Annotated in this window: 12 protein-coding genes; 7 read left to right on the top strand and 5 right to left on the bottom strand. The window is 62.2% G+C overall.

Annotation, left to right across the window (positions count from 1 at the left end; genetic code table 11):
* Positions 1-3: 3 nt before the first annotated feature.
* Positions 4-1,170: an L-rhamnose isomerase gene (gene rhaI / locus ACFVTG_RS00620; protein WP_390277206.1), complete on the bottom strand. Its 1,167-nt coding sequence runs from the start codon at positions 1,168-1,170 to the stop codon at positions 4-6.
* A 212-nt stretch (positions 1,171-1,382) separates the two neighbouring features.
* On the opposite strand from rhaI, the gene ACFVTG_RS00615 reads away from it, so the two are divergent.
* Positions 1,383-2,399 (top strand): LacI family DNA-binding transcriptional regulator, encoded by a 1,017-nt coding sequence (locus ACFVTG_RS00615; protein WP_284752258.1) that lies wholly within the window; start codon positions 1,383-1,385, stop codon positions 2,397-2,399.
* Here ACFVTG_RS00615 and ACFVTG_RS00610 read toward each other — a convergent pair.
* Positions 2,396-3,031 (bottom strand): TetR/AcrR family transcriptional regulator, encoded by a 636-nt coding sequence (locus ACFVTG_RS00610; protein ID WP_390277204.1) that lies wholly within the window; start codon positions 3,029-3,031, stop codon positions 2,396-2,398. The genes ACFVTG_RS00615 and ACFVTG_RS00610 overlap by 4 nt on opposite strands.
* A gap of 133 nt (positions 3,032-3,164) precedes the next feature.
* Here ACFVTG_RS00610 and ACFVTG_RS00605 point away from each other — a divergent pair, with 133 nt between their 5' ends.
* Genes ACFVTG_RS00605 through ACFVTG_RS00590 form a run of 4 tightly spaced genes read left to right on the top strand, consistent with a single transcriptional unit; the run spans position 3,165 to position 8,609 of the window.
* The gene (locus ACFVTG_RS00605; RefSeq protein ID WP_390277911.1) at positions 3,165-5,081 is read left to right on the top strand and encodes a primary-amine oxidase; all 1,917 of its coding nucleotides are present in this window, start codon (positions 3,165-3,167) and stop codon (positions 5,079-5,081) included.
* On the top strand, positions 5,078-6,592 hold the full coding sequence (locus ACFVTG_RS00600) for an APC family permease (RefSeq protein WP_390277202.1): 1,515 nt from the start codon (positions 5,078-5,080) through the stop codon (positions 6,590-6,592). The genes ACFVTG_RS00605 and ACFVTG_RS00600 overlap by 4 nt, the downstream gene beginning before the upstream one ends.
* A 27-nt stretch (positions 6,593-6,619) precedes the next feature.
* Positions 6,620-7,147 carry a hypothetical protein gene (locus ACFVTG_RS00595; RefSeq protein ID WP_390277199.1) on the top strand — a complete coding sequence of 176 codons (528 nt, stop codon included), beginning with the start codon at positions 6,620-6,622 and terminating at the stop codon, positions 7,145-7,147.
* Between the two features lie 52 nt (positions 7,148-7,199).
* Complete coding sequence (locus tag ACFVTG_RS00590; protein WP_390277909.1) at positions 7,200-8,609, top strand: aldehyde dehydrogenase family protein; 1,410 nt, start codon at positions 7,200-7,202, stop codon at positions 8,607-8,609.
* Between the two features lie 53 nt (positions 8,610-8,662).
* Here the strand turns inward: ACFVTG_RS00590 and ACFVTG_RS00585 are convergent, their stop codons facing one another.
* Positions 8,663-9,844, bottom strand: coding sequence for a low temperature requirement protein A (locus ACFVTG_RS00585; RefSeq protein ID WP_390277197.1), 1,182 nt, complete (start codon positions 9,842-9,844; stop codon positions 8,663-8,665).
* 56 nt (positions 9,845-9,900) lie between these two features.
* Positions 9,901-10,323, bottom strand: a complete 423-nt coding sequence (locus ACFVTG_RS00580; RefSeq protein ID WP_390277195.1) for an META domain-containing protein — start codon at positions 10,321-10,323, stop codon at positions 9,901-9,903.
* Positions 10,324-10,661: 338 nt separating this feature from the next.
* Here ACFVTG_RS00580 and ACFVTG_RS00575 point away from each other — a divergent pair, with 338 nt between their 5' ends.
* Complete coding sequence (locus ACFVTG_RS00575) at positions 10,662-10,886, top strand: hypothetical protein (protein ID WP_390277193.1); 225 nt, start codon at positions 10,662-10,664, stop codon at positions 10,884-10,886.
* A 30-nt stretch (positions 10,887-10,916) separates the two neighbouring features.
* Here the strand turns inward: ACFVTG_RS00575 and ACFVTG_RS00570 are convergent, their stop codons facing one another.
* Positions 10,917-11,297, bottom strand: coding sequence for a low affinity iron permease family protein (locus tag ACFVTG_RS00570; RefSeq protein ID WP_284752265.1), 381 nt, complete (start codon positions 11,295-11,297; stop codon positions 10,917-10,919).
* A 181-nt stretch (positions 11,298-11,478) separates the two neighbouring features.
* Here ACFVTG_RS00570 and ACFVTG_RS00565 point away from each other — a divergent pair, with 181 nt between their 5' ends.
* A complete protein-coding gene (locus ACFVTG_RS00565) occupies positions 11,479-12,510 on the top strand; it encodes a LacI family DNA-binding transcriptional regulator (protein ID WP_390277191.1) in 1,032 nt (343 codons plus the stop codon).
* The last annotated feature ends 128 nt before the right edge of the window (positions 12,511-12,638 follow it).

Here is a 12,638-nt window from a genome sequence, read left to right as displayed (position 1 = left end):
TTTCTATGCGCCCCATCCGGCTTGCTGGCCGCCCACGCGGTCCTCGTTGATCTTCTTCTGGTAGCCGCTGGCCTTGAACGCGGTCATCGGGTCCGCGGGCAGGCCGCGCGATTCGCGCCACCCGGCCAGGACCGGCCGGACATCGGTATAGAAGGCATCGTTGAAAATGCCGTTCGCGGCAAGGACGTCGCCTTCACGCTGCGCCTCGGTGAGCGCGTCCGTGTCGATGAGCAGTGCCCGGGCCGTCATTTCCTGGACGTTGAGCACGGAGCGGATCTGGCCCGGGATCTTCTCCTCCAGGTTGTGGCACTGGTCCAGCATCAAGGCGACGCCCGAATCCTTTCCGAATCCGCCGCCGCGGATGACCTCGTGCATGATGCGGAACAACTGGAAAGGATCCGCGGCCCCGACGATCAGGTCATCGTCGGCATAGAAGCGCGAGTTGAAATCGAAGGAACCCAGCTTGCCCAGGCGCAACAGCTGCATCACGATGAACTCGATGTTCGTGCCCGGGGCATGGTGGCCGGTGTCCAGGCAGACGAAGGCCTTCTCCCCCAGAGCCAGCGTCTGTGCATAGGACGTGCCCCAGTCCGGAACGTCGGTGTGATAGAAAGCCGGCTCGAAGAACTTGTACTCCAGCACCAGGCGCTGGCTATCCCCAAGGCCCGCGTAGATCTCCTGGAGGGATTCCGCGAGGCGGTCCTGGCGGCCGCGCATGTCATCCTGGCCCGGATAGTTGGTGCCGTCAGCCAGCCAGACCTTCAGGTCCCGGGAGCCCGTGGCATGCATGATCTCGATGCACTCCAGGTGGTGATCGATCGCCCGGCGACGCACCGCCGAATCGGAGGACGTCAGGGAGCCGTACTTGTATTCGTCGTCCTGGAACGTGTTCGAGTTGATGGTCCCCAGTCCGATGCCAAGGTCCGCCGCGTACTCGCGGAGGGCGGAGTAATCGTCCACCTTGTCCCACGGGATGTGCAGTGCAACAGTCGGTGCAAGGCCCGTCAGTTCGTGGACTTTCGCGGCGTCAGCCAGCTTCTCCTGGATGGTCCGCGGGGTGCCGGGCGTACCGAACACCTTGAACCGTGTGCCCGAATTGCCGTAGGCCCAGGACGGGACCTCGATGGCCAGTTCCCCGAGGCGGCCCAGGGCCGTTTCCGTGGTGTTCATGATTGTTCCTTCTGTTGCCTGTGCGTCGTCTTCGAACAGCAATGCTTTTCTTCCTTGAATCGAAACCGTCTTGAATCGATTCATTCAAGAACCTATTCACACGGTAGGGCCTGCTTCCATGGCGTGTCAACAGTCAATCCCGGAGATTGCCAGTCGAACCACGTAATATTGATGAAGCGATTTGATTCGATTCATCAATTGGGAGGTTGAGCGTGCCAAGCGGCCCGGGAGCAAAGCTGACAGACGTCGCTGCCCTTGCGAGAGTTTCGGTCGGTACGGTTTCGAATGTCCTCAACCGGCCGGACCAGGTGTCCTTCGACAAGCGAACCCGCGTTCTGGCTGCCATCGAGGAACTGGGGTTCGTGCGCAACGAATCAGCCCGCTCGCTGCGTTCAGGATCCACCAGGAGCCTCGGCATGCTTGTGCTGGACGTGCGCAACCCCTTCTTCACCGATGTCGCTTTGGGCGCTGAAAACGTCGCCGAAGACCACAAGCACTCCCTGATCCTGGCCAACAGTGCCGAAGACGCCGGCCGAGAGCAGGCATATCTGGACCTGTTCGAGCAGCAACGCGTCCAAGGCGTTTTGATCACTCCGTTCGGACAAGTTCTTCAGCGGCTCGAAAGAATGCGCGATCGGGGCATCCCCTCAGTACTCGTCGACAGGCTCGCAAGCACGGATCAGTTCTGCTCGGTATCAGTGGACGACGTTGCCGGCGGCGCCACGGCCCTGGATCATCTCGTCAGCGTCGGTTCGGTACGCCCTGCATTCGTCGGCGGCCCTTTCACGCTGCAGCAGGTCGAGGACCGCTATCGGGGAGCCGCCGATGCGGCAGCACGTGCTGGGGTCCCGCTTCAGCTCTTCGAAACGCCGGATCTGAAATTTGAACGCGGGCGCCGGATTGGAGACCTAATGTCCAATCTCCAGTCCGACAAGCGCCCGGACGCCGTGTTTGCCGCCAACGATCAATTGGCTCTTGGTCTCTTGCAATCCTTCGCCGCGAACGGGCTCCGCGTGCCCGAGGACGTCGCCATCGTTGGGTTTGACGACATCGATTTTGCCTCGCAGTCGAGCATCCCGCTCACCTCCATCAGTCAGCCGAGGCAGCTGATCGGCGAGCGTGCCGCACAGCTCCTCTTCGACGAAATCGACGACGAACCCGGTCACGTCCACAGCCAAGTGGTGTTCACGCCGGAACTCGTGGCGAGGCAGAGCACCCTGCGCCGCTAGGCGGATCCTTTCGATCCGGCCGTCGGCACGAGATCGCCTTTTTCGGATGAAATGAGCGATATATAAGTCTCCAGTTGGGACCGCAGCTGATCCGCTGAGTGGTGTTCCGGCGTCAGCGTGGCCGTGATTTGGGCACCGAGCGCGAACGTCATGATCCCGCCAACGATGTCGTCGTCGTTCAGCCCCTCCCTCAGTTCGCCAAGTTCCCTGGCTTCACCGAGCTTGTCGAATAGTGCCTCACGCCATTGCTCCATCGAGGAATCATGCAAGGCGGCCTTCGCCGGGTCCGTCAGTGCGCGCTGCCAGAAGGCGATCGCGATTCGCGCCTCGTTGAGCCTCTCGGCGTCGAGCGGCAAAATTTCGTGGCAATAGCTGCGCAATGCAGACAGGCCCCGCTGGCCGGCCGTGGAATCGCTCATTCGGGTGTTCGTCTGGTTGAAGACGTGGCCGAAAGCAAACGTCAAGAGATCGTCTTTCGTAGGGAAATACGGCTTGAGGGCACCGTTGGCAAAGCCTGCCTCCGTTGCTATCTCGCGCATCGTGGCACCCTCTATCCCCCTGCTGGCGATGATCCGCCACGTGGCTTCGACAAGCTCCACCCGGCGCTTGTCGTGGTCTACGATCTTCGGCACGCTTTCCCCAAATCTTTTTTCTACAACCGTTGTGACTCAGATTACACGATGCTATTCTCTACACACATAGAAAATAAATCGCCACACACAAAGGCCTTCCATGAGCACAACTTCCTCTCCCGAAATCGCCGAAATGGCTGCGTTTGCCGGACTGTCTCCGTTTGCATTGACCAGTGCCGAAGACATCACGGCCGTCAGGGGCATTTTGGCTGACGCCGGACTCTTCAACGGATCCATCCGGATCGCCTACCTTGGCCTCCTTGAGCCACCACGGAATGCGGAGGCTGTGGACCGCAGGTTCAGGGCGTTCCTGCACAATGTTTCAACCGGTGCGGCACAGGACGTCGTGGTCTCTGTCACACACCAGGAAGTCGTCTCGAAGGTTGAACTCGACACCTCGGTGACGGGCGAGCTTCCCGTCATCGAAGAAGAGTTCGAGGTGGTCGAAGAGATCCTCGCGCAGGACGAACGGTGGCTCAAGGCCTTGGCTGACCGGAACCTCGACGTCAGCAAAGTCAGGGTCGCTCCCCTGTCAGCCGGGGACTTCGAGTACCCGGAGGAGAAGGGTCGCCGGATTCTGCGCGGTTTGGCTTTCGTCCAGGAGTTCCCCGGGGACAGCGCCTGGGCCCACCCCGTGGATGGGCTGGTTGCCTACGTTGACGTCGTCAGCAAGACGGTGGACCAGGTCTTGGATTTCGGGGCCGTCCCGGTGCCGCAAGAACACGGCAACTTTACGGACCCGGAGCTGACCGGAGCGATGCGCACCACCCAGAAGCCGATCCACATCACCCAGCCGGAGGGTCCGAGCTTCACCGTCCGCAATGGAAACCACGTCGAGTGGGAGAAGTGGAGCCTGGACATCGGCTTCGATGTCCGGGAAGGCGTTGTTCTGCACAATGTGGCGTTCGACGACGTCGATCGCCGTCGCAGCATCCTCAAGCGTGCTTCCATCGCCGAAATGGTGGTGCCTTACGGCGACCCTTCCCCTGTGCGGTCCTGGCAGAACTACTTCGATACCGGCGAATACCTCGTGGGCCAATACGCCAACTCGCTCGAGCTCGGCTGCGATTGCCTCGGCGAAATCACCTACCTCAGCCCGGTAGTGAGCGACGCGTTCGGCCGGCCACGGGAAATCCGCAACAGCATCTGCATGCACGAGGAGGACTGGAGCATCCTCGCCAAGCACAGCGACCTCTGGAGCGGCGTGAACTACACTCGCCGGAACCGCCGGCTCGTCATCAGTTTCTTCACGACCATCGGCAACTACGACTACGGCTTCTACTGGTACCTCTACCTTGACGGCACCATCGAGTTCGAAGCCAAGGCCACCGGCGTCGTCTTCACGAGCGCCCACCCCGGAAAGGGCTACCCGTACGCCTCGGAGCTCGCCCCGGGCCTTGGGGCGCCCTTCCACCAGCACCTCTTCAGCGCCCGGCTGGACTTCGCCATCGACGGCTTGAGCAACAGGGTCGAGGAAGAGGACGCCGTCCGGGTACCGATGGGAGAAGGCAACGAACGGGGCAACGCCTTCGCCCGCCGTCGGACGGTGCTTAAGAGCGAGTCGGAGGCCGTGCGCGAGTCTGACATGGCGGCGGGACGGGCCTGGATCATCTCCAATCCCGACTCACTCAACCGCCTGGGCGACCCCGTGGGATACAAGCTCCACGGACAAGGGCATCCCATGCTCCTGGCGGACCCCCAATCATCCATCGCCCAGCGCGCAGCGTTCGCTACGAAGGATCTGTGGGTGACGCGCTACGACGAGAATGAGCGCTACCCCAGCGGCGACTTCGTCAACCAGCATTCCGGAGGAGCCGGATTGCCGTCCTACATTGCCCAAGACAGGGACATCGATGGACAAGACATTGTCGTGTGGCACACCTTCGGGCTGACCCACTTCCCCCGCCCCGAGGACTGGCCGATCATGCCTGTCGACACGGTGGGATTCAAACTCCGCCCCGAGGGCTTCTTCGACCGGAGCCCCGTCCTCGACGTCCCTGCGTCGAAGCCCGCCGAAGGCGGCCACTGCCACATGGAGGCCCAGAAATGAGTTTAACAACCGGGAAAGAGACCACTGAAGTGGGCCACCCGCATCACCATCGACGCCGTCTCGGCGTACCCGCGGTGACATTCATGATCATCGCTGCCTCGGCTCCGCTCACCGTCCTCGCCGGCGGCGTCACGACGACGTTTGCCGTCACCGGGGTAACCGGCGTTCCGCTGTCCTTCCTGCTGCTCGGCGGAACCCTCGCCGTGTTCGCCGTCGGGTACGCGGCAATGAGCCGGTACGTCGTCAACGCCGGCGCTTTCTATTCCTACGTGGCGCAAGGCATCTCGCGGCCGGTCGGCGTCGGGGTTTCCATGGTGGCCCTGATGGCTTACAACCTGATGCAAGTCGGAATCTACGGGCTCTTCGGCTTCACCGTCTCAAGCCTGATCAACGAACGCTTCGGCATCACTGTCCCTTGGTGGATTCCGGTGCTGGTCTGCATCGCCGTCGTCGCATTCCTCGGCGTGAACAGGGTGGACCTGTCAGCGAAGGTCCTCGGGGTGCTCGTCGGCCTGGAGTTCCTTGTGGTGATTGTCTACGACGTCGTCTCCTTTGCCGTGGCCCCCGAGGGAGTCAGCGGAGCGCCGCTCAGCACGCAGAGCCTTTTCGTGCCGGGCGTCGGGGCGGTCCTTTCCTTCGGCATCGCGGCGTTCATGGGATTCGAGTCGGCAGCGATCTACGGTGAGGAAAGCAAGGACCCCAAGCACACCGTAGCCCGGGCTACGTATACCGCGGTGGCCATCATCGCCTTGTTCTACGCCGTTTCCTCGTGGGCCATGGCGGTCGGAACCGGACCGTCCGCAGTGGTGGACGCTTCCGCGAAACAAGGACCCGACCTGATGTTCGGCTTCCTCAGTGACCATGCCGGGGTGCTTCTCGCCGACGTGGCCCGCCTGCTCTTCGTCACCAGCCTCTTCGCGGCCCTCGTCAGCTTCCACAACGCCGCAGCGCGCTACTTCTTCTCCCTTGGCCGGGAACAAGTCCTCCCCCGGAAGCTGGGTGCAGTACGGCGGCACAGTGGCGCCCCCTACGCCGGGTCGATCGTCCAGACGGTCATCGCCGTCGTGGTCACGGTGGCGTTCGCCATCGCGGGGACCGGATCATCGTTGGGTGATCTCTACCCTGTCCTGACCATGTTCACGTGGCTGACGAACGACGGCGCCATGGGACTTGTCCTCTTGATGACGATCGTCTCGCTGGCTGTCATTGGATTCTTCCGCAAGAACAGGCATGACGCTGGAATCTGGACCCGCGTGATCGCCCCTGCCCTGGGGTTCCTGCTCCTGGCGGCGATCTTCGTTCTGATCGTGGTCAACTTCAACGTACTGCTCGGCCAAAACGAGACCAATGCGCTGACGTTCATCCTGCCGGCCACGATCATAGTGCCCGGGCTGGTGGGGGTCGCGTGGGCGTTCCGCCTCCGCCGGAGCAGCCCCGCCGTGTATCGGCGGATCGGGCACGGCGAAGAGGGGCCGGCGGTCGTCCACCTCGGGGACGAAGAAGACTTGTAGCGCCGGGACTGACGACTTGTGAACAACATGCACACAACCCTTTCGATAGTCATGCTTGCCTGCTGCGCCCTCGGAATCTGGAGCCCGATGCGCGAAGGACTGGTCAGGAACCTCAGCCAGTGGGGACCGATGGCACTCATGCTCGTTGCGATGGCGGATACGACCGTCGGGCCAGGAATCGTTCCGGGCGTCGTGTGGGGCCTGTTGCTGCTCCTCACGTCCCCTCTTCCGTTGGTGCTCCTGCCCAAGGATCGCCGCGGCGGCATGGAAATACACCGTTCCCTGTCCATGGTGGCCATGTTCGCCATCTTGGTCACAACCCTTCCCACAGCCCCATCCAGTTCAGCACACCAAACACATGCGCATTCAGGACTTGGTGGAGCGAACCCGGTCCTGGCAGTTGCCCTCGCGGCAGCGGTCATCGCCTACTCAATCGCCCTGGCGGCCCGAACGCTTGGGCGAAACGGCCGAGGACACCGTCGTCACTGGTCTGCATCGCTTGAGGCCATCTCTTCGGCGGGCGCCTTGGGCGCCATGATCCTGATGGCCGTCTGACCCTACAACGTTGTCCATCGAAACCATTACCAACTCAGAGTGGAGTAAACCCTTGGAAAGCTACGACGCCCTCCTGGCTTCAATCACCCCGACCACCGGCGAAACCCGGACCATCCTCGACCCCGGCACGGACACCGCCGTCGGCGAGGCCCCGGTCCACACCGTCGGTGACCTCGAGGCCGCCATCACCGCAGCCCGGGCGGCCCAACCCGTGTGGGCCGCTCTGGGCCACGACGCCCGCTCCGCCGCGCTCCTGAAGGCCGCCGACGCCGTCGAACGCTCCGCCGAAGAACTCGCCCGCCTGCTCTCCCGCGAACAAGGCAAACCGCTCAACGGCCCCAACGCCCGCTTCGAAGTCGGCGCCTGCGCCGCGTGGCTGCGCGCCACCGCCGCGACCCCGCTCGACCCCGAAACCATCGTCGACGACGGCGAAATCCGCGCCGAACTGCACTACCGGCCCATCGGCGTCGTCGGCGCCATCGGCCCCTGGAACTGGCCCATGATGATCACCATCTGGCAGATCGCCCCCGCCCTGCGCATGGGCAACGCCGTCGTCGTCAAACCCTCCGAATACACCCCCCTGTCCGTCCTCGCCCTGGCGAAAGTGATCAACGAGGAACTCCCCGAAGGCCTCCTCACTGTGGTCTCCGGCGGACGCGACGTCGGCGAGGCGCTGGCCTCCCACCCCGCCATCGGCAAGGTCATGTTCACCGGCTCCACCGCTACCGGCAAAGCCATCATCCGCTCCAGCGCCGACACGGTGAAACGCCTCACCCTGGAGCTCGGCGGCAACGACGCCGGCATCGTCCTGCCCGACGCCGACCCCAAAGCGATCGCCGAAGGCCTCTTCTGGGGCGCCTTCATCAACACCGGCCAGACCTGTGCCGCCCTCAAACGCCTCTACGTCCACGACTCCCTCTACGAGGAAGTGTGCACCGAACTCACCAAGGTCGCCGCCAACATGCCAATGGGGGTTGGCCTTGATGAAGCGAACGTCCTCGGACCTTTGCAGAACCGGCAGCAGTTCGACATCGTCGCCCGCCTCGTCGAGGCCGCCCGCGATTCCGGCGCCCGCATCCTGCTCGGCGGCAATCCGGACCCGGGCCTGCCCGGCAACTTCTATCCCACCACCCTCGTGGCCGACATCGACAACGACAACCCGCTCGTCGCCGAAGAACAATTCGGCCCCGCCCTGCCCATCATCCGCTACAGCAGCGTGGATGAGGCCGTCGCCAAGGCGAACGCGCTCGACGTCGGACTCGGCGCCTCCGTCTGGTCCACGGACCCAGTCGCCGCCCGCGACGTCGCCGCCCGCCTCGATGCCGGAACCGTCTGGATCAACAAACACGGCAACGTCGACCCCCGCATCCCCTTCGGCGGGGCCAAACAATCCGGCTACGGCCTCGAATTCGGCGTCGAAGGCCTCAAAGCCCTCGGCGTACCCCAGATCATCAACGGCTGACCCAACTAGCCCGCAGTTGTTGTCGTTTTGAGGCTCCAGAACGACAACAACTGTCAGTCAGTTGGGGCGTGCCTCCGTCGCCTTTGAATCTCGACGTAGGCCGTGACAAGGAGCACGACAATCACAGCAAGGGCCAAGACGACGGCGGCGGGAACCACAGCGCTGACCGGTGCGAGCAAGACAGCGATCACCACAGTAGGAACTGCCCATGGCAGCACTGCGTGTAGAGGCTGACCGTAGCGAAGCGACACGATCGCATTACATCCATAGAAGAGGGCCAGGCCTCCGCCGAGCGAAATCCCGGAACCGAACGGCAAGTGCTCATAAGGTGCTGGAATGGCCGTCGCGATCGCCCCGGCGATCGCAGTCACTCCCAGCACCAGGAGAAACGGCATGAACAAGGTGGTCTGAAGGATCCCGGCGAAGTCGGACCGGGCCTGCAGCCGCTCGAGCCCCGCGGTGATGGTCCCGGTGCCGTATTGGAAGAACGCCCAGCCGAGGAAGGCAACAACGAGGAATCCGAGCGCGCCGACGAGTCCCGCGCCCGGGCCCCAATCGTCGGACACCTCAGTGACGATCGTGAATATGGATTCGCCGAGGACAATGATGACGAACAATCCAAGCCGCTCCGAAGCGTGCTCGATGTTGATGCCACCGATGCCCCGGTTGGGCCAAAGGCGGGCGCCAATCGCCACCATGCCAACCTCGACGACGATCGCGGCAGCCCACAGAATGACAGCGGTCTGGAGAGGCAAGAAGGCCGAGATGAGCCAGAGGAAGGCCGTGCCGCCGTTGTAGATCCAGATCCGCCACGGAGTCTCTGACGAATTTTCGCGGTGTTGGTACAGCCACAAGACCAGCAGGACAACGCGAATGGCGGCATTGGCCAACGAAAAGGCCCAAGCCCGTTCGCCAAAGGCGCCGGGCGCGGCCGCGGCCATGACGCTCGCCGCCGCCATGGCCGCGAGCATCGCGACACCCAGCGCCCTGGACGACAAACCAGGCAGGAGGTTGACCACGGAAACAATGTTCACCCAAGCCCACCACGCCGGAAAGAAAAGCAGGACGTAGGTGCCGAATTCGGCCCATCCAGGATCGCCATGGATCCCGCGGGCAAGCTGCCCAACGAAGGCCACAAAGACGAGGTCGAAGAACAACTCCATCCAGTGGACGCGGCCAGGGTCACGGGCCACCTCGTGTTTCAACCCGCCGGGAACCGACGACTTATCCATCATTGACCCATGCTATTGGCTGCCGGACTTCCCTTCCCCAGGGGAGCGATTTGGGTTGGCTACTTTCCCTTGAAAGTGAGCATGTCGGAGCCGCTCTTCCAGGTGAGCGAGCCCTGGCTAAATGACATTTCAATGGGTCGCTTCAGGAAATCCACAAACCACTGTTGCCGAGTGGCGGCGTCGGCGGCGCACCCCATGGCGCCGATCCCGAGCGTGCCGACCACCAATGTGTCCCCCGTAATTGTGGCCGCTCCGCTGATCGGCGAGCAGGGAGTTTTCGCAGCGATGTAGAGGGAACCATTCACGGAACTCAATTGCACCGTGAGTCGCCCTGATGCCGCCCAGGGCAGGTCAACGCCGTCTGATGTTCCGGCAGTACTGACGTACTCGGTACACGGAGCCGACGGCAGGAATGCTGCGCACATCTCCCGCGGCGGCGCAGGGGTTGTCACAAGGGACGTGGGGCCCGTCTGGGGAGGCATGGGTGCGGTGGTTCGCGGCTCCCCGGCTTGTTGTGACGCACACGAAGTCAGCGTCGTTCCGATAAGAAGCAGAAGAATCAGCTTTCCTTGCAAACCACCTCTGCACTGCATTGTGCCCCCTGGTAGACGAACGCTGCTCGGTGCCCGCTGTTGAAGGTGTCTATGCCCGTGCTGGGGCTAAGGTCGCGCCGTTGCTCCAGTTCCGAGGGAGCTTTCATTGGTCATACAGTACCGGCAGTGCGCCCCACGCAGCCCGGGATAGTAGCATGTGGAATGCAGGAATACGCTTTGCGAGGAGCGTCCCACGGACATGGAAAAGTTGGGGGCAAGCAAAAGCAATGGATTCGGAACCGGTACAGCCAGAGGTAAATCCGCGATTCAGCTACACCCGGAAACAAAATACTGATCTTGCCGTCCAGCAACTCCGGGCGGGCGGGTTCACGAACACTCAGGTGGACGAATTCCTCGAGACGCTGCACCGTATGGAGGCCGACGATTCAATACTTGCGCCGCTGACGAATGCCCTACTCGCCATGAACGTCTCAGTCCAGTGGCTAATGTAGGACCCGCCCCCACCTCAAGACTTAGGTAGATCAGTCGGACTCGGCCTGCTGCTCGATGCGTCGACGCTGCTCCTCGAGCTCCTTCTCGCCTTCGTCTTCAGCTTCATAGAGCTTGGAGTTGGTGATCTGGAGTTCACGCATCACAGCGTCAAGCTTCACGTGAAGGGCGGCACTGTCTCTGTTTTGGGTGTTCTGGATGATGAAGACCATCAGAAACGTCACGATAGTGGTGCCGGTATTGATGACCAATTGCCAGGTATCCGAAAATCCCAGCAGTGGTCCAGTGAAGGCCCAAACGATGAGAATGATTACCGCCGCGCTGAATACCCAGGCGTGGCCAAGAACTTTAGCCACCCTCGTGGTGAACCGGGTAAAAAAGTCCTGACGGGAGTCTCCAGTTTTGCCACTCATCCAGACATCATCTCCCATTACCGGGACTGCAACTACTAGTTCGCGCCTTTTGCCCCGCCCCCTTCGGCCAAGCTTGACCACGCCTCGGCCACGCGAGTGATGACATTTCGGCCCAAAATCTTTCCAACGTTGTAATCTGCAGGTTAAGACGGGTACCGGCTTGCGCGCGGAAGAAGGAAAAGTGGCAATTACCATGCGGGATGTGGCCCAAGCGGCCGATGTGTCAATCAAGACGGTATCCAACGTCATCAATGACCATCCAAACATCAAAGCCGAGACGCGCGAGCGGGTTTTGCTAGCCATCGAGAAACTTGGCTACCAACCCAATCTCTCGGCCCGTGGGTTGCGGTCGGGCCGTACGGACGTCATCAGCCTCATCATCCCGGATTTGAAGAACGCATACTTTGCTGAACTTGCCGACGCCGTCATGACGGCCGCCTCAAAGCGCGGGAAAGTCGTGATCATCGAGCAAAGCGGAGGCTCACGTGCACGCGAGTTGGAGATCCTGCATGGCCCACGGATGAGGATGGTCGATGGCGTCTTGTACAGCGTGCTCGGCCTGAGCCAGGAGGACGCGGGCCTCATCGACATCCCGACTCCCATGGTCCTCCTGGGTGAGCGGATCTTTCACGGCCCCACGGACCACGTCACCATGCAAAACATCGAGGCTTCTCAAGCAGCCACGGAACACCTCCTGCAACGCGGGCGAACGAAACTACTCGCCCTTGGTGCCCACCGAAATGAAGTCATCGGCTCAGCCGGGCTCCGCTTGGAAGGGTACCGCCGTGCCCTGCAGAAGGCCGGGCTGGATTACCGCGACGAACTGGCAATCGACGTCCAGTCGTGGCACCGGTCCGACGGCGCCCAGGCCATGCGGGAGGTCCTGGCGTCCGGGCTGGACTTCGACGGCGTCGTGGCATTCAACGACTCCCTCGCCCTGGGCGCCATGCGTGTCATGCAGGACGCCGGACTGAGAATCCCCGAGGATGTGGCAATCATCGGCTTTGACGACATCGACGAGACCCGGTATTCACTACCGACGTTGTCGACCATAGATCCCGGCCGGCAGGAGATCGCCGAGACCGCCGTCGCGATGCTCCTTGAGCGGATCGACGGCGCGGCCGAAGCAACGCCCGCCCGCGAGTTTGAAGCAGGTTTCAAGGTCGTCAGCCGGGAGTCCACAGCGATCCAGCCTGCCGAAGACTCCGCCTAATTTCTTCTTGACATGTAAGTCCGGTCACATCATCATGGATTTACAACGATTACTTACATCGATGTAAAAGCTTGGGAATCTCTTCTTGTCCCTACCGAGCCCGGCCAGATCCCGCCAGCATCCGTTGG

Origin of the sequence: Arthrobacter sp. NPDC058127 (assembly GCF_042884555.1) — a bacterium.
Classification (GTDB): Bacteria; Actinomycetota; Actinomycetes; order Actinomycetales; family Micrococcaceae; genus Arthrobacter.
Note: the sequence above shows the minus strand (reverse complement) of the source record. Positions and strands in the feature narration are given on the sequence as shown.